The following is a 25,900-nucleotide window of genomic DNA, read 5'->3' on the forward strand; positions in this document are numbered from 1 at the left end:
GCCCCCGGACACCAGCCCCGCCGTCGCGGCGCCCCATCCGGCCGCTGCCGTCGAAACCCGTTTTTCCAACACCTTCCTGCGCCTGAAGAAGAAGCTCGAGCGCGGCGTCGGCAAGGCGATCGCCGACTTCAACATGATCGGCGAAGGCGACACCGTGCTGGTGTGCGTATCGGGCGGCAAGGACTCCTACACGCTGCTGTCCTGCCTGATGGCGCTGCGCGAGCGCGCGCCGGTGGACTTCCGCATCGTCGCGATGAACCTCGACCAGAAGCAGCCGGGCTTTCCCGCCGACGTGCTGCCGGCCTACTTCGAGTCGATCGGCATCGAGTACCGCATCGTCACCGAGGACACCTACTCGATCGTCAAGGACAAGATCCCCGAGGGCAAGACCACCTGCTCGCTGTGCTCGCGCCTGCGCCGCGGCATCATCTACCGCGTCGCCAAGGAGATCGGCGCGACGCGCATCGCGCTCGGCCACCACCGCGACGACATGATCGAGACGCTGTTCCTCAACATGTTCTTCGGCGGCAAGCTGAAATCCATGCCGCCCAAGCTCGTCAGCGACAACGGCGAACACGTCGTGATCCGCCCGCTCGCGTACTGCACCGAGAACGACATCGCCCGCTTCGCGCGCACGATGGACTTCCCCATCATCCCGTGCAACCTGTGCGGCTCGCAGGAGAACGCCCAGCGCAAGCAGATCAAGACCATGCTGCAGGGCTGGGCGCGCGAGTTCCCGGGGCGCATCGAGTCGATCGCGACGGCGATGAGCCAGGTCGTGCCCTCGCACCTCGCGGACAATGCGCTGTTCGATTTCCCCAATCTCACGCGCGACACGCCGGTCGCCGAGGGCGACATCGCCTTCGACCGCCCCGAGCTGCCGTCGCAGGACCGCATCATTCCCATCGTGAGTGAATTCACGGACGAGGATTGAGCGTCCATGCCGGCGGCTTGCGTCGCCGGCACCATTTGACGATCATTTCAGACTCCGCGATGTCCTCTTCCGCATCGCCCGGCCGCCCCCGCCGGCCCGCAACCGCAACGGAACCCCGGTCATGACCCAGCCGAACAACGTCTGCGTCCTCGTCGCCGAAATACCCGGCGCGGACCGCATCGCCGACGCTCTCGACGCTGCCGAGGCACGGCGCGCGCTGGAGCGCTGCATGCACCGCATCGACCTCGCGATCGAAGCCAACGGCGGCACGGCGCAGCGGCGCGGCGCGGCCCGCGTCTGTGCGACATTCGCGCGCGGCGACGAGGCGGTGCTGTCCACCTGCGAGATGTTCGACCGCGTGCAGAGCCTGCCCCCGCTGCGCGGCCTGCGCATGACGATCTGCGTCGGCCTGCACTGCGGCACCGGCGCCGACGACGCCGAACTCGGCGCCACGCGCCTGGCGGAAACGGCCAAACCCGGGCACGCGCTCGCGAGCGAGGCCGTCGTGATGCAGCTGTCGGCCACCGGGCGGCAGTTCGTCGCCGCCTCGCCCTCGCGCAACCCCGCACTCGCCGGCTTGGGCTGGACCGCCTTCGCGGTGGCGCGCCAGCCCGCCACCGCCGCCTCGGTTCCGGTCGACCGACGGATCGAGCAGCGTGTGCGCATCCGCCACGGCCAGAACACCCTGTTCGTGGACGAAACGCGCCCGGTGGTGCTGCTCGGACGCGAACTCGGCAACGACATCGTGATCGCGGACCCGCGCGCGTCGCGCCAGCATGCCCGCATCGAACGCCGGCGCGAGGGTTTCGTGCTGATCGACCAGAGCACCAACGGCACCTTCCTCGCCGACGACAGCGGCAACGAGCGCTGCATCAAGGGGGCCGAGCTCGTGCTCGCGGGCAGCGGACGTATCGGCTGCGGCTTCTCGGCGAACGAGGTCGAGCGCGAGCTGGTGTTCGTCGACATCGTATGAGGGGCCGGGCCGGAACGGGTGCAAGACCCGCCGGGACAGCGTATGGGCGCACTGGCGCGGCGCCGGCGAGGAAAAATCCGGCGCGACATCGCGGATGAGCTTCCTGTCGCTGCTCGATCCCGGCCCCGACGCCGGGCTGGCCGCCCTATTCGTGTCGAGCTTCCTCTCCGCGACGCTGCTGCCGGGCGGCTCGGAGCTGGTGCTCGCCGGCGTGCTGAGCCTGCGCCCGGAACAGCTCGTGCCCGCCGTGGCGCTCGCGACGCTGGGGAACACGGCGGGCGGCATGAGCACCTGGGGTCTCGCGCGCCTGCTGCCGCAGCGCGCCGACACCACCCGCCTCGACTGGGTGCGCCGTCATGGCGCACCGGTGCTGCTGCTCTCCTGGGCGCCCGTCGTCGGCGACGCGCTGTGTGGCGCCGCCGGCTGGCTGCGCCTGCCGTGGCTGCCCTGCCTGCTGTGGATGGGCGCGGGCAAGCTGCTACGCTACGCGCTCATCGCCTTTTCCGTCACCTAACCCCCTTCCTGCCCCCATGAACATCCAGCGCCTGGGCACCACCGCCCGCTATTCCGACATCGTCATCCACAACGGCACCGCATGGATCGTGGAGGTCCCCGCCAGCGCGGACGCCGACGCCGCGACGCAGACCGGCGAGATCCTCGCGAGCCTCGACACGCTGCTGGCGCGCGCCGGAAGCAGCCGCGAGCGCCTGCTGTCGGCGACGATCTACCTCACCGACATGGCCGACTACGACGCCATGAACGCGGCGTGGGACGCCTGGCTCCCCCCCGGCACGGCCCCGTCGCGCGCCTGCGTGCAGGTGGCCGGGCTCGCTCATGCGGGCTGGCGCGTGGAGATCGCGATCGTCGCCGCCTGCGCGCGCGCCGACTGAACTTTCGCCCCCGCAGCTGTCCGACAACAGTCTCAACCTGCAGAAAAATCAAGACCCTACGCGCCTCAAGGATTTAAAGCGCGCGTCTATTGCACTGCAGTAAGTTACAATTTGCGGTTCACTGCCGTCCGGTACCGGAACATCTCATGACCCAACGCCTGCGCGAGATTCCCTATAACTACACGTCGTTCTCCGACCGCGAGATCGTCATCCGCCTGCTGGGCGCCGACGCGTGGCAGACGCTCAATGCGCTGCGCGAAGAGCGCGTCACCGGGCGCTCGGCGCGCATGCTGTACGAGGTGCTCGGCGACATCTGGGTCGTGCAGCGCAACCCCTACCTGCAGGACGACCTGCTGGGCAACCCGGAACGGCGCAAGGCGCTGATCGAGGCGCTGCGCCACCGCCTCACCGAGGTCGAGAAGCGCCGCGAGGAAAGCGCATCCGCGGACCCCGACCGCAGCGACAACGTGGCACGCCTCGTCGCCGCCGCGCACGGTGCGGTGGATCGCTTCGCCGCTTTCTTCGACGATACCGGCGCGCTGCGCAGGCAGACGCTCAAGGCGCTGGCGCGTCACACACGGCGCGACAACATCTGCTTCGACGGACACGCGCGCGTGTCCCACGTCACCGACGCGACCGACTGGCGCGTCGAGTACCCCTTCGTGGTCCTGTATCCGGACACCGAAGAGGAGATGGCCCCGCTCGTGAAGAGCTGCATCGAGCTCGGGCTCACGATCATCCCGCGCGGCGGCGGCACCGGCTACACCGGCGGCGCCGTGCCGCTCGACGCGCGCTCGGTCGTCATCAACACCGAGAAGCTGATCGACCTCGGCAAGGTCGAGGAAATGCTGCTGCCCGACCGCAGCGGCAATCCCGCCCAGCCCTACATGACGATCCGCACCGGCGCGGGCATCGTCACCGAGCGCGTGGCGGAAGCCGCCTCGGCGGCCGGCCGCGTGTTCGCCGTCGACCCGACCTCGGCCAGCGCCTCGTGCATCGGCGGCAACATCGCGATGAACGCCGGCGGCAAGAAGGCCGTGCTGTGGGGCACCGCGCTCGACAACCTGGCGTGGTGGAAGATGGTCACGCCGGACGGCAACTGGCTGGAGGTCGAGCGCCTCGACCACAATTTCGGCAAGATCCACGAGCAGGAAACCGTGCGCTTCCGCCTGCGCCGCTTCGATGCCGCGAACTACGCGCTGCTCGGCGAGGAAGTCCTGACGCTGCCGGGCGCCTCGTGCCGCAAGACCGGCCTCGGCAAGGATGTCACCGACAAGTTCCTCGGCGGCGTGCCGGGCGTGCAGAAGGAAGGCACGGACGGCCTGATCGTCGCCGCGCGCTGGGTGCTGCACAAGATGCCGCCGGTGACGCGCACGGTCTGTCTCGAATTCTTCGGCCAGGTGCGCGAGGCTGTGCCGGCGATCGTCGAGATCACCGACTGGTTCAAGCCCGGCGCCGAAGGCCACCGCCTGGGCGTGCAGCTCGCGGGCCTCGAGCACCTTGACGAGCGCTACGTGAAGGCCGTCGGCTACACGACCAAGGCCAAGCGCCACGGCCGGCCGAAGATGGTGCTGATCGGCGACATCGTCGGCCACGACGAGGCCGCCGTGATGGCCGCGGCCTCGGAGGTCGTGCGCATGTGCAACGTGCGCGGCGCCGAAGGCTTCATCGCCGTCAGCCCCGAGCAGCGCAAGCGCTTCTGGCTGGACCGCTCGCGCACCGCGGCGATCTCGCGCCACACCAACGCGTTCAAGGTGAACGAGGACGTCGTGATCCCGCTGCCGCGCATGGGCGACTACTGCGACGGCATCGAGCGCATCAACATCGAGCTGTCGACGCAGAACAAGCTGGAACTGTGCGACGCGCTGAGCGAACTCCTGCAGGGCGAGCTGCCGCTCGACCAGGGCGACGCGAACCTCTCCAGCGAAGAGCTGATCGGCGACCGCCGCCAGGCCGCGCTCGACTACGTCGCGAGCGTGCGCCGGCGCTGGCAATGGCTGCTCGACAATCTCGACCTGCCGCTGGCGCAGGCCGAGGCCGCCTTCGGCGAGTACGGCGTGCATGCCGGCGAGCTGACCAACCGCGCGGCGCACCCCAGGCTGTTCCACCGTCTGCAGGACTACTCGGTGCGCACCTCGTGGAAGACCGAGCTCAAGCCGCGCCTCGACAAGATCTTCGACGGCGTGGTGTTCCGCGCCGTGCTTGCGCGCATCGAGGAAGTGCACAAGGAAGTGCTGCGCGGCCGGGTCTTCGTCGCGCTGCACATGCACGCCGGCGACGGCAACGTGCACACCAACATCCCGGTGAACTCCGACCACTACGACATGCTGCAGAGTGCCAACCGCGCGGTCGACCGCATCATGGCGCTGGCGCGCTCGCTCGACGGCGTGATCTCGGGCGAGCACGGCATCGGCATCACCAAGCTCGACTACCTCACCGACGAGGAAATGGCGAACTTCTGGGCGTACAAGCAGAAGGTCGACCCCGAAGGCCGCTTCAACCGCGGCAAGCTGATGCGCGGCGCCGGCACGCTCACCGGCAACCTCGACAACGCCTACACGCCCAGCTTCAACCTGATGGGCCACGAATCGCTGATCATGGAGCAGACCGAGATCGGCGACATCGCGCACGACATCAAGGACTGCCTGCGCTGCGGCAAGTGCAAGCCGGTGTGCTCGACGCACGTGCCGCGCGCGAACCTGCTGTACAGCCCGAGGAACAAGATCCTCAGCACCTCGCTGCTGATCGAGGCCTTCCTGTACGAGGAGCAGACGCGCCGCGGCGTGTCGCTCGCGCACTGGGCCGAGTTCGAGGACGTCGCCGACCATTGCACGGTGTGCCACAAGTGCGAGAAGCCCTGCCCGGTGGACATCGACTTCGGCGACGTGTCGATCAAGATGCGCAACCTGCTGCGCAAGCAGGGCAAGAAGAGCTTCAACCCCGGGAAGGCCGCGGCGATGGCCTTCCTCACCGCGAAGGATCCGGCGACGATCAAGCTGATCCGCACCGGCATGCTCCAGTGGGGCTACAAGGTGCAGCGCCTCGGCCACCGCATCGGCAAGTCACTGGGCCTGATTCAAGCCCAGGTGAAGCAGCCGCCCGCGACCCTCGGCAAGCCGCCGCTCAAGGCGCAGGTGATCCACTTCATCAACAAGCCGATGCCCGGCAACCTGCCCAAGCGCACCAGCCGCGCGCTGCTCGACATCGAGGACGACAAGGTCATCCCGGTGATCCGCAACCCGCAGCTCAAGCGCGACGAGTCGGAGGCGGTGTTCTACTTCCCCGGCTGCGGCTCGGAGCGGCTGTTCAGCCAGGTCGGCCTCGCCACCCAGGCGATGCTGTATCAGGTCGGCGCGACCACCGTGCTGCCGCCGGGCTACCTGTGCTGCGGCTACCCGCAGACCTCGGCCGGCGAGGACGACAAGGGCCAGCAGATCACGACCGACAACCGCGTGCTGTTCCACCGCGTCGCCAACACGCTGAACTACCTCGACATCAAGACGGTGATCGTGTCCTGCGGCACCTGCATGGATCAGCTGCTGAAATACCAGTTCGACAAGATCTTCCCCGGCTGCCGCCTGCTCGACATCCACGAGTACCTGATGGAGAAGGGCGTCAAGCTCGAAGGCCTCAGCGGCACGAAGTACATGTACCACGAGCCCTGCCACACGCCGATGAAGGTGCATTCGGGCATCAAGGTCGCCAACGAGCTGATGGGCACGCGCGTCGACCTGAGCGACCGCTGCTGCGGCGAATCGGGCACGCTCGCGGCCGCGCGGCCGGACATCTCGACCCAGGTGCGCTTCCGCAAGCAGCAGGAGATCGAGAATGGCGCCGCGGCGCTGCGCGACGGCGGCCACGACCCGGTCAAGATCCTGACCTCGTGCCCGTCCTGCCTGCAGGGTTTGAGCCGTTACGCCAATGACGCCGGCGGCGTGGATGCGGACTACATCGTCGTCGAGATCGCGAAGCACGTGCTGGGCGAGAGCTGGATGCCGGAGTACGTGCAGCGCGCCAACAACGGCGGCATCGAGCGGGTGCTGCTGTAAGCGATTCGCGAGACCGCCCGGCGTCCCGCCGCGGGAGCATTCCCGCGGCGCCTCGCCCGGCGCGCGACGCAAGCCTGCATGATCGATCTTCGGCGATGGACCCCAACGGTGCAGCGCTCGCCCCCGCGTCCCGCAACGTCACCACCCTGACCGGGCTGTGGCCCTTCCTGCGCCCGTATCGCGCGCGCCTGACGTTCGCGTTCGTGCTGCTGTGCCTCGGCTCGGCGATCATGCTGCTGATGCCGCTGGCCTTCCGCGACCTGATCGACTTCGGCTTCCGGCGAGCCCCGCCGCCCGCCGAAGGCCTGTTCGGCGGAGCGGACCTCGATGCCCATTTCCTCGCCCTGTTCGGCCTCGCCAGCGCGTGGGCGCTCGTCGTGTCGGCGCGCTACTACACGGTGACGTGGATCGGCGAGCGTGCCACGGCCGACCTGCGCTCCGCGGTCTATGCGCGCGTGCTGTCACAGTCGCCCCAGTTCTTCGAGACCCTGCAGACCGGCGAGGTGCTGTCGCGCCTGTCCGGCGACACGACGCTGATCCAGACCGTGGTCGGCAGTTCGGTGTCGATGGGGCTGCGCAGCCTGTTCCAGTTCGTCGGCGGGATGGTCATGCTGGCCATCACCAGCCTCCACCTCTTTTCCCTGAACCTCGGCCTCATGGCGCTGCTGGCCCTGCCGATCGCCGTCATCGGCCGCCGGGTCAAACGCCTGTCGCGCGAATCGCAGGACCGCATCGCCGACGCCGCGGCCCTCGCGGGCGAGATCCTCAACGCGATGCCCACGGTGCAGGCCTACACGCAGGAGCGCTACGAGGCGGGGCGCTTCGCCGGCGCGGCCGACACCGCCTTCGCCACCGCCGTCCGGCGCACGCGCGTGCGCGCCGCCCTGACCGCGGTGATCATCACGGCGGTGATGGGAAGCATCGTGTTCGTGCTGTGGGTCGGCGCGCAGCAGGTGCGAGCGGGCGACATGACCGAGGGCCAGCTCGCCTCCTTCGTCCTCTATGCCATGCTCGTGGCGGGCGGCGTCGGCACGATGGCCGAGGTCTGGGGCGACATCATGCGCGCCACGGGTGCCGCCGGCCGGCTCCTCGAGCTCCTCCACGCCGACACGGCCGTCCCCGAAGCGGCCCACCCGCAGGCACCGCGGCAACCGACACAGGCGGCGCTGCGCTTCGAGCACCTCACCCTGCGCTACCCGGCCCGACCGCAGCTGCGTGCGCTGGACGACATCTGCCTCGAGGTCGCGCACGGCGAAAGCGTCGCCCTCGTCGGCCCCTCGGGCGCCGGCAAGACCAGCCTGTTCCAGGTGCTGCTGCGCTACTACGACGCCAGCAACGGCCACATCCGCCTCAACGGCCAGGACATCCGCGAACTCAGCCTGCACGACCTGCGCCGACACATCGCGATCGTGCCGCAGGACCCGGTGATCTTCTCCGCGACCGCGCTCGACAACATCCGCTACGGCCGGCCCGCTGCGAGCGACGCCGAGGTCATCGCCGCCGCGCGGGCGGCTCGCGTGGACGAATTCGTCGAACAGCTGCCTGAAGGTTACCGCAGCTTCCTCGGCGAACGCGGCACCCGCCTGTCCGGCGGCCAGCGCCAGCGCATCGCCATCGCGCGCGCGATCCTGAAAGGCGCCCCGCTGCTGCTGCTCGACGAAGCCACTAGCGCCCTCGACGCCGAATCGGAAATCCTCGTGCAGAAGGGGCTCGACAGCGCGATGCAGGGCCGCACCACGCTGATCATCGCCCATCGCTTGGCGACGGTGCAGAAGGTTGACCGCATCGTCGTACTCGATCAGGGCCGCATCGTCGAAACCGGCACCCCGGCCGACCTCCGCCGCCAGGGCGGGCTTTACGCGCGCCTGGCGGCGCTGCAGCTCGGCGTCTGAGGCGGCGCGGCCCGGCACGGTCGCGCGGCACGCATCGCAGCGCCGGGCGGTTTGAGCATGCCCCCGGGAGATGCCCCCTGCGTTCGGGTTCGACCACCCTCCCCCGAGGGTCCGCGCCAACACGCACGCTACGACAACCGCGTAGCGCGGCGGTGTAAACTCGGGGCCTTGCCCCGGAGACCCCTAGCGAGGACCGGCCCCGCCCCCTCCGGCATGATCCAAGGAGGCGCCATGCGCAAGCGCGACAACACGCTCACCACCGACCACAAAGCTCTCGCGATCAACCTCGACAGGTACAAGTACGGCTCGATCGTCGAGATCGGTGCCGGACAGGAGGTGGCGCGGCGATTCTTCTCGGTCGGGGCCGCCGCCGGCACCATCGCCAAGACCATGTCGGCCTACGACATGGCCGTGAGCGACGACATCTACGGCCACGTCGACCGCTACGTGAGTCGCTCGCGACTGTTGCAGATGCTCGAGAAGGAGTTCACCCAGGTCGTCGAGCGGCTCGCCCATGTGCGGGCCAGGAACACGACCTTCTTCGCCTACGCGGCGACGGTGACCGCTCGCAGCTTCAAGCAGAAGAACGAATGCCACGGCTGGGTGGGCATCCGGCTGCAACTGCACCCGGGCGCCCGGCCGAGCGACGTGGTGCTGCACGTGCGCATGCTGGACCAGGACAACGCGCAGCAGTCGGAGGCGCTCGGAATCCTGGGCGTGAACCTGATCTACGGCGCATTCATGCATCACCAGAACCCCGAGTGGGTCGTCGAGGGGCTGGCCGACGGGCTGGGCTCCGATCGCATCGAGGTGGACCTGATCCACTTCTCCGGCCCGTATTTCGAGGAGGTCGAGAACCGCCTGATGAACCTGCACCTGATCCGCAGCTGGCTCACGCGGGCGGTCGTGTTCAATCCGGCGGGCGAGGTGGTGGTGCCGGGAGAACTGTTCTATCGCAAGCCGGTAATGGTCATGCGCGGCAACTTCAAGCCGGTGACGCTGGTGAACGTCGACATGATGTCGGCCGGCCTCAAGCAATTCAGCCAGCTCGCTGCGGTGAATGAGAACGAGATCCTTTCCCTCGCCGAAATCACGATGAACTCGCTGGTCAGCGGCGACAACGTGGACGGGGCGGACTTCCTCGCGCGCATCGACCTCCTCTCCTCGCAGGGCTACACGGTGATGATCTCGGACTACGTGCGCTTCTTCCGCCTGCGGGCCTACTTGCGCCGCTACACCCAGAAGCCGATCGGCATCGTGCTGTCGGTGCGGGATTTCGACTTCCTGTTCGACGAGAAGTACTACGAAGGCCTCGAGGGCGGCATCCTCGAAGCCTTCGGCAAGCTGTTCCCGGACAACACGCACGTCTATGTGTATCCGTCGCGCCCGCGCCACGGCGACGCAAAGGCCCTGGTCACGCTCGACAACGTGGAGGTGCCGGCCAACCTGCACCACCTGCTCGCCTTCCTGAAGGAAAACCAGAAACTGATTGCCGTCCGGCCCCACGACGACAGCCACCTGCACATCGACGTCACCGAGGTGCTCTCCGGCCTGCGCCGCGGCCGCGGCGAATGGGAACAGCACGTCCCCGAGGCGGTGGCAGCGCGGATCATGGAATCCCGACTGCTCGGCTTCGACACGGAATGAACGGTGGCCGGCCCGGGACGCCCCGCCGCAGGGCCGAACACCCGACGAACGCGCAGCGTTGCAGTCCCGCCATGATTGACTAGATTGAAGGACCGGGGCAGGCATGCCGAACCGCCCTGCCACAAAGAGTCGAAGTACCGATCGCGGGAGGGCTAATCATGAGGCGGGCGCAGGCGCGGGCGTGGCGGAACCTTTTCCTGGCGGGCGCGACGGCGCTCGCCACACTCGGTGCGGGGAGCGCCCTGGCGGAAGGCAAGGCGGCGGTCTACGACGGCAAGCCGGTCAAGATCGGTCAGGGCACGGCCCATACCGTGGTGCGCACCGGCGCTGACGGCGCGGTGTCCGCGATCGGGGTGGTATTCACGGAGAGCATGCTCGACGGGCTGCCCGTGGCGGCGCCCGGCACCAGTCCGCATTTTCCTTACGTGTTGAGCATGCCGACGAAAGGGCCGAAGTCGGTCATCGATCACGTGGTGATCGATTGGGAATCGGTGGGCCATCCGCCGCCGCAGGTCTACGACGTGCCGCATTTCGATTTCCATTTCTACGTCGTGAGCCGCGAGGAGGTGTCGAAGGTCCGTTTCAATGGCCCGGACGACTCGGCCGCTCCGGAGCAGCAGCCGCCGGCCGAACTGATGCCCGCCGGCTACATCCTGCCGCCGGGCACCGCCGTTCCGCGCATGGGTGTGCACGCAATCAACCCGGCCGCACCCGAGTTCCAGAAGCAGCCGTTCACGGCGACCTTCATCTACGGCTACTACAAGAAGCGCCTCACCTTCGTGGAACCGATGGCATCGCTCGAATTCCTCAAGTCGAAACCCTCGTTCTCGGCGCCGGTGCCGCGGCCCGCGAAATACTCGAAGAGCGGCGCCTATCCGTCGCGCTACCGCGTCAGCTATGACGACGCGAAAAAGGTCTATGAGGTGATGCTCGAGGAGTTGCGCTAGGCTCGACAAGCCCACGCGCCTGCATCGCAGCCCGGCTCAGTCCTCGAGCGGACGCTCCGGATGCAGCCGGCGCCACAGCTCGGGCATCGCCTCGGCGGCGCCAAGGCGCAGGCGGTGCGTGACGATTTCACTGACTTCGGTGTCGCCGGGGTTGATCTCGACGCTGGGCACGCCGGCTTCCCTCGCCCACCACACCGGCCCCGAGATGTAGGGGAACACGCTGGTCGTGCCGATCGACACGACCAGGTCGAGGCCGTGCGCGATCAGCGTCTCGAGCCGGTGCAGCCCCTCGTCGGGCAGCATCTCGCCGAACAGCACGACGTCGGGCCGCAGCACGCCGCCGCACTTCGGGCACGCGGGCGGCAGCTGCAGGCCGGCGTAATCCTTCACGCTGCGATGGTGGCTGCAGTCCATGCAGCGCAGGTGATGCACGGTGCCGTGGATCTCGATCAGGTGGCGCGAGCCGGCGTCGTGGTGCAGGCCGTCGACGTTCTGCGTCAGCACCCACACGCCCGGCTTCTCGTGCTCCAGCGCCGCGATGATGCGGTGCGCGATGTTGGGCTGGGCGCCGCGGCAGTTGGCCTCGATCTGCGCGATGTACTTCCACGAGATGTCGGGCCGGCGCTGCATCATCTCGCCCGACAGCGCCTCCTCGATCATCAGCCCCTCGTCGGTGAGGCGCTCGTGGTACAGGCCGCCGATGCCGCGATAGGTCGGCAGGCCGGAATCGGCCGAGATGCCCGCGCCGGTGATGAAGAGGATGCGCCGGGCGTCGCCGATCAGGCGCGCGACGCGGTCCAGGGTCTGGGCTTCGGTCACTCGACCACCCTCCGGCCGCTATGCGACGTAGGGTCTGCTTTGCATAGCTGACCCGTTTCGCAGGCGCGGAGGAGTGCTCCGCGAAACCCCTGCTTCACCCTCCCCAAGGGAGAAAGAGCGCCACCGTCGGGCGGCCGCGCGGCCGCACTCATGCCTTGTTCACCTCGACGAGACAGTCGTAGAAGGTCGGCCCGCCGCCGATGTCGGTCAGCGCGGGCGAAGTCACCGCATTGGCGTTTTCGCCGTCGCCCGAGAGCTTGCGCCACCACACCGAGGGGCACACGACGAGCCCCGGCCGCACGCGCGCGGTGACGACCGCCTGCGCGTGGAAGGCGCCGCGGTCGTTGAAGATGCGCACGCGCTCGCCCGCCGCGATGCCGCGCCGCGCGGCGTCGTCCGGGTGGATCTCGAGCTTCGGCCCGCCCTCCTGCTCGCGGAAGCGCGGCAGGTTGGCGAAGCTGGTGTTGAGGAAGTTGCGCGCCGGCGGCGAGATCATCGCGAGCGGATAGCGCGCGGCGAGCGCGGGATTGCTGATCGGCGACTCGTGCGGCGGCACCCAGCCCGGCAGCGGGTCGAAGCCGCGCTGTGCGAGTGAATCCGACCAGAACTCGCACTTGCCCGAGGGCGTCGGGAAATTGCCCTGCGCGAAGGGCGCGAACGGGCGCGGCAGGTTCAGGCGCGCCCAGCCACGCGCCCTCAGCGTCTCCGGGTCGAGGCCCAGCGCGCGGTGGTCGCGGCGCCGGAACGCCTGCGCAGCGATTTCGTCGTCGGACTCGAACAGCGCCGCATCGGTAAAGCCGAGGCGCGCGGCGAGCAGCCGGAACACCTCGCTGTTGGGCTTCGCCTCGCCCAGCGGCGCGATCGCCGGCTCGTTGGTCAGCGCGTAGAGGTGGCCGTAGGCCTTGTGCACGTCGCGGTGCTCGAGCTGGCTCGTGGCGGGCAGCAGGATGTCGGCGTAGTCGGCGGTGTCGGTCTGGAACAGCTCATGCACGACGCAGAACAGGTCCTCGCGCAGGAAGCCTTCGCGGACGCGCGTGCCGTTCGGGGCGACCGCGAGCGGGTTCGAGTTGTACACGTACAGCGCGCGGATCGCCGGATCGCCCGCCGCGAGCAGCGCCTCGCCGATCGTCGCCATGTTGATCGTGCGCGGCGCGCGCGCGTGGTGCGCCGTGTACAGGTCGGGGCGCTCGAGCGCCTGCTGGTCGACCGGAAAGTTGCCCGAGGTCGACAGCAGCGCGCCGCCCGCGGGATGGCGCCACGCGCCGATGAGCGCCGGCAGGCAGGCGATGTTGCGCATCACCGCCGCGCCGCCGGCGCAGCGGTTGAGGCCGTAGTTGGCGCGGATCGCCGCGGGCGTGGTGCTGCCATACTCGCGCGCGAGCGTGCGGATCGTGTCGGCCGGCAGCCCCGTCAGCGGTGCCGCCCACTCCGGCGTGCAGGCCTTCACGCGCTCGGCGAGCGCGTCGAAGCCGAGCGTATGGGCGTCGATGTAGTCGTGGTCGATGAGGCCGTCGGCGATCAGCACCTGCATCATCGCCAATGCGAGCGCGCCGTCGGTGCCGGGCCACGGTGCGAGGTGCAGGTCGCACTTCTCGGCCGTCTGCGAGCGCCACGGGTCGATGCACACGAGCTTGGCGCCGCGCCGCTTCGCCTCCTGGATGTAGCGCCAGCCGTGCAGGTTGGAGACGACCGGGTTGCCGCCCCAGATCAGGATCAGCTTCGCGTCGACGATCGCTTCCGGGTCCATGCCGACCGAGGCCCCCATCGTCGCCTTCCAGCCCGCCGCGCCGGCCGACGCGCAGATCGTGCGATCGAGCAGCGATGCGCCGAGGCGGTGGAAGAAGCGGCGGTCGATGCTTTCGCTTTGCACCAGGCCCATCGTGCCGGCGTAGCTGTAGGGCAGGATCGCACGCGGGTCGTCGGCGGCGATCGCGGCGAACCTGGTGGCGACCGTGTCGAGCGCCTCGTCCCACGAGATGCGCTCGAAGCGCCCTTCGCCCTTGCGGCCGACGCGCTTCATCGGATGCAGCAGGCGCTGGTCGGAATAGACGCGTTCGAGGTAGTGCGCGACCTTGGTGCACAGCGCGCCGTTCGTGAAGGGCAGGTCGTCGGCGCCGCGGATCTTCACCGCGCGGCCGTCCTCGACGGTGACCTCCATCGCACAGGTGTCGGGACAGTCGTGCGGACAGGCGGCGCGGACGACCTTGCTGGCGGCAATGCTCATGACCACTCCTGAATCTCGCCGGGTCGCACGCTGCGCTCCGGCCTGCAACCCGCGGACGGAAATCCCGGCGTCGCGCCCGCCGCCGGCCGCATGTTCAGCGCTGATTCGCGGCGGCGCTGCTCAGCTCCACGTAGCGGGCGCGGTCGGCCTCGAAGCGCGTGCGCGTCGCCGCGAGGTCGCGCGTCTTCTCCTCGATGAGCCTGCCCTGCGCCGCCAGCTCGCTGTCGATCGAGCGCAGATTGGCGGCGAGCTCGCGCGGCAGCTCACGCCCCTTGTGGAACTCGGCTTCCTTCTCGAAGCGCTGGCGTTTCGTGCGCAGCTCCTTGTCGCGTTTGCGCGCATCCTCGATGCTGCGCTCGATGTCGCCAATCTCGCGGTCGCGGCGACGGTCGAGATCCTCTACGCTCGCGTAGGTCTCGAGCAGGGCCTGGTCGAGGCGGCGCTGTTTGGCCTGGCGCGTCTCGTCATCCTTCTTCTGCTGTTCCGCCGCCCTGCGGCGCGCGATTTCCTCCGCGCTCAGCGGTGCCGAGATCTCGCGCTTGATCGTGCCCTGCGGGCCGATCTCGCGGTACGCGCGCCCGTAGCAGGCCTGCGGGAGCACGTCGCCGCACTGGCGCCGGCCGTCGCCATCCTCGCAGCAATACACTTTCGCGCCGGCGGGGTTCGCCAGCGTCAGGCCCAGCAGGAGCGCTGCCAGGAGTTCAGGACTGCGTCGCGATGCCATAGGTGTTCCGGTAGGCCTGCACGGCCTCGAGGTTGGCGGCCAGCTCCGGGCTGTCGCCCAGGTAGCCGATCAGGTCTTCCAGCGTCGCGACGGCGACGACGGGGATGCCGAAGCTCTCGCGCACTTCCTGCACCGCCGATTTCTCGCCCTTGCCGCGCTCCATGCGGTCGAGCGCGATTACCACGCCCGCCGGTTCGGCTCCGGCGCCGCGGATGATGTCGACCGATTCGCGCACCGAGGTGCCGGCCGAGATCACGTCGTCGAGGATCAGCACGCGGCCCTTGAGCGGCGCACCGACGAGGGTGCCGCCTTCGCCGTGGTCCTTGGCTTCCTTGCGGTTGAACGCGAAGGGCAGGTTCACGCCCTGATCGGCCAGCCGGATCGCCACGCCGGCGACCAGCGGGATGCCCTTGTACGCCGGGCCGAAGAGCATGTCGCAGGGCACGCCCGCGGCGACGATCGCGCGCGCGTAGAAACCACACAGCTCGCGGAACGAGCTGCCGTCGTCGAACAGCCCGGCATTGAAGAAATACGGCGAATTGCGCCCCGCCTTGGTCACGAAGGACCCGAAACGCAGCACGCCCTTGTCGCAGGCCAACGTGATGAAATCCCGGCTAAAATCCACGCTCTTGCTTCCAGTTCTGGGTTATCCGGCCGAATGTTACGCATCATCACCCTAAACCTCAACGGCATCCGATCGGCCACCACCAAGGGCTTCATCGACTGGCTCGGTGCACAGGATGCGGACGTCGTCTGCCTGCAGGAATTGAAGGCCCACGCGGGCGACCTCAATGACGCGATGCGCGGGCCCGCCGGCTACACGGGTTACTTCCACCACGCCGAGAAGAAGGGCTACAGCGGCGTCGGTGTGTATGCGCGGCGCACACCCGACCGCATCGTCGAGGGGCTCGGCATCGCCGACATCGACGCCGAGGGGCGCTTCCTGCAGCTCGACTTCGGGCAGCTGTCGGTCGTGTCGCTGTACCTACCCTCCGGTTCGAGCTCCGAGGAGCGCCAGCAGATCAAGTTCAGCTTCATGGAGCGCTTCCTGCCGCACATGGCGCAATTGCACGCAAGCGGGCGCGAGGTCGTGATCTGCGGCGACTGGAACATCGCGCACCGGGAAATCGACCTCAAGAACTGGAAGTCGAACCAGAAGAACTCCGGCTTCCTGCCCGAAGAGCGCGCATGGATGACGCGCGTGCTCGACGAGCAGGGCTGGATCGACGTCTACCGCCGCCTGCATCCCGACACCACCGACGCCTGCTACACGTGGTGGTCGAACCGCGGCCAGGCGTGGGCGAAGAACGTCGGCTGGCGCCTCGACTACCAGCTCGCGACGCCGGGCATCGCCGCGACGGCGCGCACCGCGCAGGTCTACAAGGACCAGCGCTTCTCCGACCACGCGCCACTGACGATCGATTACGCCTGGTCCGCCTGACGCCCGTGCGGCTCAGTGCGCGTGGCCGGCGGCTTCGCGCAGCACCTCGCGCAGGTCGCCGAACTTGCGCCGGTAGCGTGCCGGCGTGAGCTTCACCTCGCGCTTGAACAGGCGCGAGAAGAAGCTCGCGTCCTCGTAGCCGAGTTCCTCCGCGATCGCCTCGATCGGCAGGCGCGTCGCCTCCAGCATCTGCTTGGCCTCCTCGATGCGCACCGCGTGCACGTAGGCGAGCGGCGACATGCCCGTGACCTGGCGGAAGCGGCGCACGAAGGCGCGCTCCGACAGGCCCGTGAGTTCGGCCATCGCGGCGACCGGCGCGGGCTCCGCATAATGCGTCGCGGCCCACACCTGGGCGCGCGCGATCAGCGCGTCGTCGGTCTGCCGGCTGGCCGACAGGCGCGCGAACGGCTGCTGGCCGACGTGGTGCCAGTCGATGAGATTCACGCGGGCGAGCTGCATCGCCGCCTCGACCCCGGCGAAGCGTGCGATCAGGTACAGCGCAAGGTCCTGCCACGTCGTGCCGCCGCCCGCCATCACCAGCCGCTGGCCGTCGCCGGCGACGACCAGCGAGCGCTGGCACTGCACGCGCACTTCCGGGAAGCGTTCGGCGAGCGCGCCGCAGAATGCCCAGTGCGTCGTCGCCGCCTCGCCGTCCAGCAGCCCCGCCTGCGCCATCAGCAGCGCGCCGGAACAGGCCGACGCGATGACCGCGCCGCCCGCGTAGGCATCGCGCAGCCACGCGCACTCGGCGTCGAAGCGCGCGCCCAACGGTTCGGTCGGCACGACCGCGAGTTCGGGGATGCACACCAGGTCCGGCTCGGCCAGCGCATCGAGGCGGCAGTCCGGGCACACGCGCACGCCGTTCGCGACCGTCAGCGGTGTGCCGTCCGCCGACACGACGACCGAGGCCATCAGCGAGGGGCCGGGCGTGCCATGCTCGATCAGCCCCCAGTCGCGCCCGGCCGCATGGAAGAAGTCGTGCATGCCGTACAGCACCGAGGCGCTCGTCTCGGCGAAGGCGAGGATGGCGACCCGGGGCGGGCCGCCGGCGGAGCGGGCGGAATGCATGGCGCGATCGTCCTGTTCGTGACCGTTTTCACCTTAGTCCACGCAATCGCTCCGCCATAGGATGCATTCCAGACACCGCCGCCGCGACGGCGCAAGGTGCACCACCCCAACGGAGAGACACGATGAACACGACCGACCTTGCCGGCAATCCACTCAGCCACGCCGACGACGCAGCCCTCGCGCACTACGCCCGCGCGCTGCGGCAATTCCACTGCTACTGCGGCGACCCGGTCGCGACGACGGATGCCGCGACGGCGATCCAGCCGGACTTCGTGATGGGCCACGTGCTGCATGCGTGGCTGCACCTGCTCGGCACCGAACCGGACGGCGTCGCCGTCGCCCGCGCGGACGCGGCGAAGGCGGCCGCCTGCGCACCGAACCGGCGCGAACAGGCGCACCTCGACGCGATCGCACACTTCGCCGGCGGGCGCTGGGAGGCGGCGGGACGCGTGCTCGAGGACCTGACGATCGAGTGGCCGCGCGACGTCCTCGCGCTGCAGGCGGGACACCTCATCGATTTCTACCGCGGCGACGCGCGCATGCTGCGCGACCGCATTGCCCGCGCGCTGCCCGCGTGGGATGCGTCCATGCCCGGCTACCACGCCCTGCTCGGCATGCACGCCTTCGGCTGCGAGGAAACGGGCGATTACCGCCGCGCGGAAGCGCAGGGGCAGCGCGCGCTGGAACTCGAACCGGCCGATTCCTGGGCGCACCACGCGGTCGCCCACGTGCTCGAGATGGAGGGGCGCACCAGCGACGGCATCGCCTGGATGCGCGGACGCCAGCCGCACTGGGCGGAGGACAACTTCTTCGCCGTGCATAACTGGTGGCACCTCGCCCTCTTCCACCTCGACCGCGACGAGATCGACGAGGCGCTCGCGCTCTTCGACGGCCCGATCCACGGGCCGCGCTCGGTGCTGATGCTGGATCTCGTCGACGCGTCGGCGCTGCTGTGCCGGCTGCAGTTCGCCGGCATCGACGTCGCCGCGCGCTGGGCGAGCGTCGCCGAGTGCTGGCGCACGTCGGCACGGCCTGGGCTGTATTCGTTCAACGACCTGCACGCGATGATGGCGTGGCTCGGGGCGGGCCAGGACGCTCACGCGGGCGACTGGATGGCCGCGCAGCGCAAGCTCGACCCGGCGCAGGTCGGCGACCACGCCGCAATCGGGGCCGCGGTCGGCGAACCGCTGCTGCGCGCCTTCGCCGACCTCGCTGCCGGCCGGTTCGACGCCGCGATCGAGACGCTGCGCAGCGTGCGCCCGATCGCGCTGCGCTTCGGCGGCAGCAACGCCCAGCGCGACCTCATCGACCTCGCGTTGATCGAGGCGGCGCTGCGCGGCGGACGGGCCGCCCTCGCCCGCGCGCTGATCAACGAGCGTCTCGCACGCAAGCCCGACAGCGCGATCAATCGCCGCCTCGTCGCGCGCCTGCCGCGCTGAACCGCCTGCGCGCACGCGCCGCCCCGGAAAAGGGGCGGCGCGTGCCGGCGTCGCCGTGCCGCCGAGGCATCCCGTCACGCGCGATAAGCCTTTAGCATTTGCCTTCGCGCCGGAATCGGGCTAGCCTGACTTTGCCTCGTGCGCTTGCGCGCACGTCAATGTTGCCAGCACAGACGGGGGTACGAAAAATGTCCAACAATGCCGATGTTTCCCGCGACAAACTCGTTTCCGACTTCAAGGTCGTGATCAGCGACGCCGAGGAGCTGCTGAAGCTGACCGCCGGGCAGGCCGGCGACAAGCTGAGTGAAGTGCGCAGCCGCCTCAGCGACCGCATGGCGACCGCGAAAGACCGCATGTCCGACATGGAAGCGGTCGCCGTGGAGCAAGCGAAGAAGGTCGCCCATGCGACCGACGACTACGTGCACAAGAATCCGTGGCAGGCGGTCGGGATCGCCGCCGGCATGGCCTTCCTGCTGGGCCTGCTGTCGGGCCGTCGCTGACCCCGTGGCCGAGGAGCACAAGCGGCGCCTCGCGGGCAGCCTGCGCGGCTTCCTGGACGCCGGCCTCGCGACCGCGCAGACGCGGCTGGAGCTGCTCGCCGTCGAGGCGCAGGAAGAGAAGCTGCGCCTCACCGGGCTGCTGTTCAACACCTTGTTGAGCGCGGTGTTTCTCGGTTTCGGCGTCGTGTTCCTGGTGGTGTTCCTGACAGTGCTGTTCTGGGACGACCACCGCCTGCTGGCGCTGGGGCTGGGAACCGTCGTGCTGCTCGCGGCGGGCCTCCTGACGGCGCGCAATGCGGCGCGTGAAGTGAGGCGCGGCAGCCGCCTGTTCGCGGCGAGCCTGGGCGAACTCGCGCGCGACCGCGAAGCGCTGCGGCCACGCGAATGAATCCGCGGCTGCTCGAACTGGCGCTGCGCAGGCAGCGCCTGCAGTTCGCCGCGGAGAGCCAACGCGAGGTCATCGTTGCCGGCCTTGCGCGCGTCGAATCGGTGCTCGACGTCGTCGACCGCGCCAGCGACCAGGTGCGCGGTCTGCGCGACCATGTGCCGCTGCTGACCGCGCTGGCCCTCGCCGTCGTTGTCATCCGGCCGCGCGGGGCGCTGCGCGCGGCGCGCCGCGCCTGGTTCGGCTGGCTGCTCTACCGCCGGCTCGGGCGCAGCCTCGATTCCGTTATCGGCTACCTGCGGCGCGTCGCTAGCTGACGCGCTTCTTCGGCAGCACGAAGTTCAGCAGCACCGCCGCGAGCCCGCACAGGCTCACGCCCTGCAGCGCGACGCCGTCGAGCTTGAGCGCGAGCCCGCCGATGCCGAACACCAGCACCGAGGACACGATCACGAGGTTGCGCGGCTCCTCGAGGTCGACGCGCGCGGCGATCAGCGTCTTCAGGCCGATGCTCGCAACCGAGCCGAACAGCAGCATCATGATGCCGCCCATCACCGGCACCGGGATCGACTGCAGGATCGCGTTGAACTTGCCGAAGAAGGCCATCACGACCGCGAGCACTGCGGCCCAGGTCATGATCGCGGGGTTGAAGTTGCGCGTGAGCGTCACGGCGCCGGTCACTTCCGAGTAGGTCGTCACCGGCGGCCCGCCGATCAGGCCGGCGAACGCCACCGCCAGGCCGTCGCCGGCGAGCGTGCGGTGCAGGCCGGGGCGCTCGGTGTAGTCCTTGCCGGTGACGCCGCCGATCGCGACGATGTCGCCGACGTGTTCGATCGCCGGCGCGAGCGCGACCGGCAGCAGGAACAGGATCGCCGCCCACTCGAAGCGCGGCGCGGTGAATTGCGGCAGCGCGATCCACGGCGCGGCGGCGATCTTGCCGAAATCGACCAGCCCGATCGTCGCGGAGAGCATGTAGCCGACCAGCACGCCGGCGAGGATCGGCACGAGCTTGAGGAAGCCGCGCGCGTAGGTCGCGACGACGACCGTCGTGCCGAACGAGGCCGCCGCGATGAACATCGAGGTCGTGTAGGGCACCAGCTCGACCTTGCCGTCGCCGCTGCGGCCCATGGCCATATTGACGGCCACCGCCGCGAGCGACAGGCCGATGATCATGATGATCGGGCCGATCACGACCGGCGGCATGTACTTGTGCACGATGTCCGCACCGTGGCGCCACACCAGGCCCGCGAAGAGGAAATACACGAGGCTCACGCAGATCATGCCGCCCATCGTCGCGGCGGGGCCCCAGGTCTGCATGCTGAAGATGATGGGCGCGATGAAGGCGAAGCTGGAGCCGAGGAAGATCGGCACCTGGCGGCCGGTGACGAGCTGGAACAGCAGCGTGCCCACACCCGCGCCGAGCAGCGCCATGCTCGGGTTGAGGCCGGTGAGCAGCGGCACCAGCACCAGCGCGCCAAACGCGACGAAGAGAATCTGGGCGCCGGAAATCGCCTGCCGCCACAGCGGCTCGGCGCCCTCGATCGGGAGTTCGCGCATGGGGGTCTCAGTTGTGATGCTTGGTGCCGAAGATCTTGTCGCCGGCGTCGCCCAGGCCCGGGATGATGTAGCCGTGCTCGTTGAGGTGGCTGTCGATGCTTGCGGTGAAGATCTGCACGTCGGGATGCTTTTCCTCCATCAGGCGCACGCCTTCGGGCGCCGCGACCAGCACCAGCGCGCGGATCTGGCGGCAGCCGGCGCGCTTGAGCATGTCGACGGTCGCGACCATCGAGCCGCCGGTCGCGAGCATCGGGTCGATGATCAGCGCCATGCGCTCGGCGAGGTTGCCGACGAACTTCTCGACGTAGGGCGCGGGCATCAGCGTCTCCTCGTTGCGCGCGATGCCGACGACGCTGACCTTGGCGCTCGGGATCATGTCGAGCACGCCGTCGAGCATGCCCAGCCCGGCACGCAGGATGGGCACGACGGTGACTTTCTTGCCCTTGATGCGTTCGACTTCGACCGGGCCGGCCCAGCCGTCTATCGTCACCGTTTCGAGCGCGAAGTCCTGGCAGGCCTCGTAGGCCAGCAGGCGGGCGAGCTCGGCGGTGAGTTCGCGGAACTTCTTGGTGCTGATGTCGGCCTCGCGCATCAGTCCGATCTTGTGGCGGACGAGCGGGTGGTTGATCTGTTTCACGGACATGGAGGGTGGCTCCCGGCAGCGGTGTGGAATCGCGCGCCAGTCTAACGCAAGGGCGCGGCGCAATGCCCTCCGGTAGAATGGGGTCTTTCCACAATATCCGCGGGAGGGCGTGATGGCCGTCGATCTGGACGAAATCATCCGCGTGCGCGAGGAAGCCGACTGCCTCGCCGATGGCGCGACCGTGAATGCCGCGCTGGACCGCATGGCGGCGGAGATCACCGCGCAGATGCGCGACAAGAACCCGCTGGTGTACGTCGTGATGAACGGCGGCATGATCCTCGCGGGGCAAATCCTGCCGCGCCTGCCCTTTCCGCTCGAACTGGCCTACCTGCACGCGACGCGCTACGGCCATGCGCTGAAGGGCGCGGACCTCGACTGGCGCATGCGGCCGACGCAGGACCTGCGCGGGCGTGCGGTGCTGGTGCTCGACGACATCCTCGACGAGGGCCGCACGTTGCACGCGATCCTGGAATACCTGAAATGCGAAGGCGCCGCGGAAGTGCGTTCCGCGGTGCTCACGCACAAGCTGCACGAGCGCAAGGCCTATCCGGGCATGCGCGCGGACTTCACCGGGCTCGACGTCGCCGACCGCTTCCTGTTCGGCTGCGGCATGGACTACAAAGGCTACTGGCGCAACGCGCCGGGCATCTACGCGGTGAAGGGACTGTGAGGACAAGGCAATGCTGATCACCTTCAAGTCGGCCGCGGGCGCCGACGTCATCATGTTCGGCGACATCGCGAAGAAGCTTGTCGCGATCCTCGGCAAGGATCCGCAGGACGGCAAGGGCATCGTCACAGTCGAACAGCTGCCCGACGCGATCGCGCGCCTGCGCGCCGCGATCGACGAGGACAAGGCGCGCCAGGCCGGCCACGCGCAGGACGAGGACGAGGACGAACCCGATCCCGAGCGCCGCGGCATGGCCGCGCCGGTGAGCCTCGCGCAGCGCGCGTGGCCGCTGCTCGACCTGCTGCAGCTGTCGCAGAAGGAAGGCGTGCCGGTCGTGTGGGGCGTCTGAGCGCCCTGCCCGGCGTGCGCCCGGTGCATCGACCCGCAGGTCGCGGGCGTTCCGCGGCCGACGCACGATCGCCGCAATGACTGTGCAAGCGCAGATGCAGCCGTCACCTTCCGTGTCATCCCTGCCCGGCGCGCTGCTGTTCGCCATGGTGTTCGTCGAGGGCTTCGCGTCGCTCGGCGCGGAAGTCATCGCGTTGCGGCGCCTGGTGCCGCATCTGGGCAGCGCGATCACGATCACGGCGCCGACGATAGGCTTCTTCCTGCTCGCACTGGCGCTCGGCTACCAGTCCGGCGGGCGCGTCGAACGCGATTTCCTCGCACGCGTGCGGCTCAACTTCGTCGTCGCGGCGGCGCTGACCGGCGTCGGGCTGGCCGGTCCGGTCGTCGATGCGCTGTTCGCGCACGTCCGCCCGCCGCTCGTCGCCTACCTCGTCTTCGTCGCCGGCGTGCTCGGCCCGATCGCGTGGCTCCTCGGCCAGACCGTGCCGGTACTGACGAACCTGCTGCGCCACGAGCGCGCGGGCGCGCGCAGCGGCGCCGCGCTGTACTGGTCGACGCTGGGCTCCTTCCTCGGCTCGCTGTCACTGTCGCTCGTCGTGATGCAGTGGCTGGGGGTGTCGGCCGCGGTGCTGGTATGCGCTGCCCTGCTGCTCGCGATCGTGCCCTTCCTCGCTGCGCCCGCCGCACGGCCCGCGCTACGCACGCTGCCGCTGCCCGCCCTCGTCGCCGCAGCCGCGCTCGCCTGCAACGTGCTGCTGCCGCAGCAGATCGAGACCGCCTACGCGACCTACCGCGTCGATGCGGCCGCGGTGCCCGGGCGGACCAATGCGCGCGTGTTCCGCAACAACAACTCGGCGGCGTCGATGATCGACGCGAGCGAGCCGCCGCGCTACACGCGCTACATCGAGCGCCTGCGCGCGATCCTGCTCGACGAGCTGGGCTTTCGCGGCCGGCGCGTGCTCGTGCTCGGCGGTGGCGGCTTCACGCTGTCGCACCGCGAACCGCTCAACGACTATCTCTACGTCGACATCGACCCGGCGATCCGCGAGATCGCCGAACGAGAATTCCTGCGCGAACCGATCCGCGGGCGCTTCCTCGCGACCGACGCGCGCCGCTTCGTCGCCGACACGACGGAGCGCTTCGACGCCATCGTCGTCGATGTGTACAGCGCCCTCACGAGCATCCCGGCGCATCTGGTGACGCAGGAGTTCTGGGCGGGCACGCGCCGCGCCCTCGCACCGGACGGCGTGATGCTCGCGAATCTGATCCTCGACCCGCGCCTCGCAACGCCCTACGCGCGCAACCTGCTCGCAACGATCCAGTCGGTGTATGGCCAGTGTGCGGTCGAGGTGCTGTTCCGCGACCGGCCGCAGAGCAACGTGCTGGTGCAGTGCTTCGCCGGCGACGGCGAACCGGCGCCGGCCGAGCCCTACACCGACGAACGCAACCGCGCGGACATCGACCTGCTGCGCGGCGGGTGAGCCTCAGGCCTCGCCGGGGCACACGCCGGACGCAGCCGGCCGCACCCAGACCAGGTAGCTCGCGAGGCTGCCGAGCGCCATCAGGGCGATCACCAGCGCCATCGGCACGACCGAACCGCCGAGTGTGTGGCCGACGACGACGCCGGCGAGCGCCGCGAGCCCCATCTGCGAGAAACCCATCAGCGAAGCGGCCGAGCCGGCCATGTGCGGATAGGGCGCCATCGCAATCGCCGCGGCATTGGGCATCACGAGCCCGATCGAGCAGGCCGAGAACCACATCGGCAGCATCACCGCGAGCGGGTGATGCACGCCGGCGAGCGCCAGACCTAGCATCAGCGTGCCGGCCGCGACCCCGAGCAGCGTGCCGGTGCACATCAGCCGGTCCGGGCCGAGGCGGCGCGACAGGCGTCCCGAGAGCGTCGTGCCCGTCATGTAGCCCGATACCATCAGGCCGAACGCGAGGCCCATCTGCTGCGGACTGAAACCGAACATGTCGATGAACACGAAGGACGAACCGGAGATGAAGGCAAACAGTCCGGCGTAGGCCAGCGCATTGCACAGCAGGACGCCGCGGTAGCGGCGGTCGCGCAGCAGCGCCGCGAAGTTCGTCCACATCCCCGCCGCCCGCCCGGGCGCGGGATGCATGTGGAGATTGGTCTCGCGCAGCACGCAGGCGGTCGCGAACAGCAACAGCGCGGAATACACGACAAGGAAGGCGAAGGTCGCGCGCCAGCCCCACCACACCGCGAGCCATCCGCCCAGCACCGGCCCGACAAGGGGCGCCAGCGCCATCGCGGTGCCGACGTAGGACAGCATGCGTGCCGAATCATGCGGCCCGTAGATGTCGCGCACGACGGCGCGCCCGAGCACCGGACCGGCACAGGCGCCCAGCGCCTGCAGGAAGCGCGCGACGATCAGCGCGTCGATCGACGCGGCGAAGACGCAGGCGACGGACGCGATGAGGTACACCGCAATACCGAAGAGCAGCACCGGACGACGCCCGTAGCGGTCCGACAGCGGGCCGTAGACGAGCTGGCCGATCGCGAAGCCGAACAGGAAGATGGACAGCGTGAGCTGGGTGTGGGCGACGTCCGTCGCCAGCCCCGACGTGATGGACGGCAGCGCGGGCAGGTAGAAGTCGGTCGACAGCGGCCCCAGCGCGACGAGGGCGGTGACGAGGATGGCGAGCGGCAGGGACGGCGCGGTATTCATGGTGCGGGCGGAGAAGGACATGCTGGCCCGGATGGTAACGCCGTCGCGCGCCACCCGGAACAC

At 69.3% G+C, this 25,900-nt stretch carries 24 protein-coding genes; 16 read left to right on the forward strand and 8 right to left on the reverse strand.

The genetic code is table 11. From position 1 onward, the window contains the following. From ttcA to GPA27_RS17445, 8 genes are all read left to right on the forward strand, one after another. Positions 1-934 (forward strand): tRNA 2-thiocytidine(32) synthetase TtcA (ttcA, locus tag GPA27_RS17410; protein ID WP_373322776.1); only part of this gene is annotated, 934 nt, incomplete at its 5' end. A 121-nt stretch (positions 935-1,055) separates the two neighbouring features. Beyond that, complete coding sequence (locus GPA27_RS17415; protein WP_169141763.1) at positions 1,056-1,907, forward strand: FHA domain-containing protein; 852 nt, start codon at positions 1,056-1,058, stop codon at positions 1,905-1,907. A 94-nt stretch (positions 1,908-2,001) separates the two neighbouring features. Further along, positions 2,002-2,421, forward strand: coding sequence for a YqaA family protein (locus tag GPA27_RS17420; RefSeq protein WP_169141764.1), 420 nt, complete (start codon positions 2,002-2,004; stop codon positions 2,419-2,421). Between the two features lie 16 nt (positions 2,422-2,437). Then, entirely contained in the window at positions 2,438-2,797 is a 360-nt protein-coding gene (locus GPA27_RS17425; protein ID WP_169141765.1) for a RidA family protein, read from the forward strand. 146 nt (positions 2,798-2,943) lie between these two features. Continuing rightward, the gene (locus GPA27_RS17430) at positions 2,944-6,846 is read left to right on the forward strand and encodes a DUF3683 domain-containing protein (RefSeq protein ID WP_169141766.1); all 3,903 of its coding nucleotides are present in this window, start codon (positions 2,944-2,946) and stop codon (positions 6,844-6,846) included. Positions 6,847-6,941: 95 nt separating this feature from the next. Continuing rightward, complete coding sequence (locus GPA27_RS17435; RefSeq protein WP_169141767.1) at positions 6,942-8,738, forward strand: ABC transporter transmembrane domain-containing protein; 1,797 nt, start codon at positions 6,942-6,944, stop codon at positions 8,736-8,738. A 231-nt stretch (positions 8,739-8,969) separates the two neighbouring features. Continuing rightward, complete coding sequence (locus tag GPA27_RS17440) at positions 8,970-10,385, forward strand: TonB-dependent receptor (protein WP_169141768.1); 1,416 nt, start codon at positions 8,970-8,972, stop codon at positions 10,383-10,385. Positions 10,386-10,543: 158 nt separating this feature from the next. Then, a complete protein-coding gene (locus tag GPA27_RS17445; RefSeq protein ID WP_169141769.1) occupies positions 10,544-11,332 on the forward strand; it encodes a DUF5602 domain-containing protein in 789 nt (262 codons plus the stop codon). A gap of 36 nt (positions 11,333-11,368) precedes the next feature. Here GPA27_RS17445 and GPA27_RS17450 read toward each other — a convergent pair whose 3' ends face one another. The 4 genes from GPA27_RS17450 to pyrE all read right to left on the reverse strand — a co-directional run bounded on the left by GPA27_RS17450 (position 11,369) and on the right by pyrE (position 15,724). Further along, positions 11,369-12,151, reverse strand: coding sequence for an NAD-dependent deacylase (locus GPA27_RS17450; protein WP_169141770.1), 783 nt, complete (start codon positions 12,149-12,151; stop codon positions 11,369-11,371). Between the two features lie 148 nt (positions 12,152-12,299). Continuing rightward, complete coding sequence (locus tag GPA27_RS17455) at positions 12,300-14,375, reverse strand: molybdopterin-containing oxidoreductase family protein (RefSeq protein WP_169141771.1); 2,076 nt, start codon at positions 14,373-14,375, stop codon at positions 12,300-12,302. A 94-nt stretch (positions 14,376-14,469) separates the two neighbouring features. Next, positions 14,470-15,099, reverse strand: coding sequence for a hypothetical protein (locus GPA27_RS17460; RefSeq protein ID WP_169141772.1), 630 nt, complete (start codon positions 15,097-15,099; stop codon positions 14,470-14,472). Continuing rightward, positions 15,077-15,724, reverse strand: a complete 648-nt coding sequence (gene pyrE / locus GPA27_RS17465) for an orotate phosphoribosyltransferase (RefSeq protein ID WP_169141773.1) — start codon at positions 15,722-15,724, stop codon at positions 15,077-15,079. The genes GPA27_RS17460 and pyrE overlap by 23 nt, the downstream gene beginning before the upstream one ends. Before the next feature lie 33 nt (positions 15,725-15,757). On the opposite strand from pyrE, the gene GPA27_RS17470 reads away from it, so the two are divergent. Beyond that, positions 15,758-16,540 (forward strand): exodeoxyribonuclease III, encoded by a 783-nt coding sequence (locus GPA27_RS17470; RefSeq protein ID WP_169141774.1) that lies wholly within the window; start codon positions 15,758-15,760, stop codon positions 16,538-16,540. 12 nt (positions 16,541-16,552) lie between these two features. Here the strand turns inward: GPA27_RS17470 and GPA27_RS17475 are convergent, their stop codons facing one another. Further along, entirely contained in the window at positions 16,553-17,608 is a 1,056-nt protein-coding gene (locus tag GPA27_RS17475) for a GlxA family transcriptional regulator (protein WP_169141775.1), read from the reverse strand. Positions 17,609-17,730: 122 nt separating this feature from the next. On the opposite strand from GPA27_RS17475, the gene GPA27_RS17480 reads away from it, so the two are divergent. From GPA27_RS17480 to GPA27_RS17495, 4 genes are all read left to right on the forward strand, one after another. Further along, complete coding sequence (locus GPA27_RS17480) at positions 17,731-19,047, forward strand: tetratricopeptide repeat protein (RefSeq protein WP_169141776.1); 1,317 nt, start codon at positions 17,731-17,733, stop codon at positions 19,045-19,047. Positions 19,048-19,235: 188 nt separating this feature from the next. Then, positions 19,236-19,547: an ElaB/YgaM/YqjD family protein gene (locus GPA27_RS17485; protein WP_169141777.1), complete on the forward strand. Its 312-nt coding sequence runs from the start codon at positions 19,236-19,238 to the stop codon at positions 19,545-19,547. Between the two features lie 4 nt (positions 19,548-19,551). Continuing rightward, on the forward strand, positions 19,552-19,935 hold the full coding sequence (locus tag GPA27_RS17490; protein ID WP_169141778.1) for a phage holin family protein: 384 nt from the start codon (positions 19,552-19,554) through the stop codon (positions 19,933-19,935). Continuing rightward, positions 19,932-20,249, forward strand: a complete 318-nt coding sequence (locus GPA27_RS17495) for a YqjK family protein (RefSeq protein WP_169141779.1) — start codon at positions 19,932-19,934, stop codon at positions 20,247-20,249. Before GPA27_RS17490 ends, GPA27_RS17495 begins: the two co-directional genes overlap by 4 nt. On the opposite strand, the gene GPA27_RS17500 is transcribed toward GPA27_RS17495, so the two are convergent. Both GPA27_RS17500 and upp read right to left on the reverse strand, forming a co-directional pair. After that, the gene (locus GPA27_RS17500; RefSeq protein WP_169141780.1) at positions 20,242-21,486 is read right to left on the reverse strand and encodes a uracil-xanthine permease family protein; all 1,245 of its coding nucleotides are present in this window, start codon (positions 21,484-21,486) and stop codon (positions 20,242-20,244) included. The genes GPA27_RS17495 and GPA27_RS17500 overlap by 8 nt on opposite strands. A 7-nt stretch (positions 21,487-21,493) precedes the next feature. Continuing rightward, positions 21,494-22,129, reverse strand: coding sequence for a uracil phosphoribosyltransferase (upp, locus tag GPA27_RS17505; protein ID WP_169141781.1), 636 nt, complete (start codon positions 22,127-22,129; stop codon positions 21,494-21,496). 112 nt (positions 22,130-22,241) lie between these two features. Between upp and GPA27_RS17510 the strand changes: the two genes are divergently transcribed. The 3 genes from GPA27_RS17510 (at position 22,242) to GPA27_RS17520 (ending at position 24,625) form a co-directional block, all read left to right on the forward strand. Next, positions 22,242-22,799 carry a hypoxanthine-guanine phosphoribosyltransferase gene (locus tag GPA27_RS17510; RefSeq protein WP_169141782.1) on the forward strand — a complete coding sequence of 186 codons (558 nt, stop codon included), beginning with the start codon at positions 22,242-22,244 and terminating at the stop codon, positions 22,797-22,799. Positions 22,800-22,809: 10 nt separating this feature from the next. Next, positions 22,810-23,145: a DUF1840 domain-containing protein gene (locus GPA27_RS17515; protein ID WP_169141783.1), complete on the forward strand. Its 336-nt coding sequence runs from the start codon at positions 22,810-22,812 to the stop codon at positions 23,143-23,145. Positions 23,146-23,221: 76 nt separating this feature from the next. Continuing rightward, positions 23,222-24,625 (forward strand): fused MFS/spermidine synthase, encoded by a 1,404-nt coding sequence (locus GPA27_RS17520; RefSeq protein WP_169141784.1) that lies wholly within the window; start codon positions 23,222-23,224, stop codon positions 24,623-24,625. Between the two features lie 3 nt (positions 24,626-24,628). Here the strand turns inward: GPA27_RS17520 and GPA27_RS17525 are convergent, their stop codons facing one another. Beyond that, entirely contained in the window at positions 24,629-25,858 is a 1,230-nt protein-coding gene (locus GPA27_RS17525) for a multidrug effflux MFS transporter (protein ID WP_246261197.1), read from the reverse strand. Positions 25,859-25,900 lie beyond the last annotated feature (42 nt).

Source organism: Aromatoleum toluolicum, from assembly GCF_012911005.2.
Lineage (GTDB): Bacteria > Pseudomonadota > Gammaproteobacteria > Burkholderiales > Rhodocyclaceae > Aromatoleum > Aromatoleum toluolicum.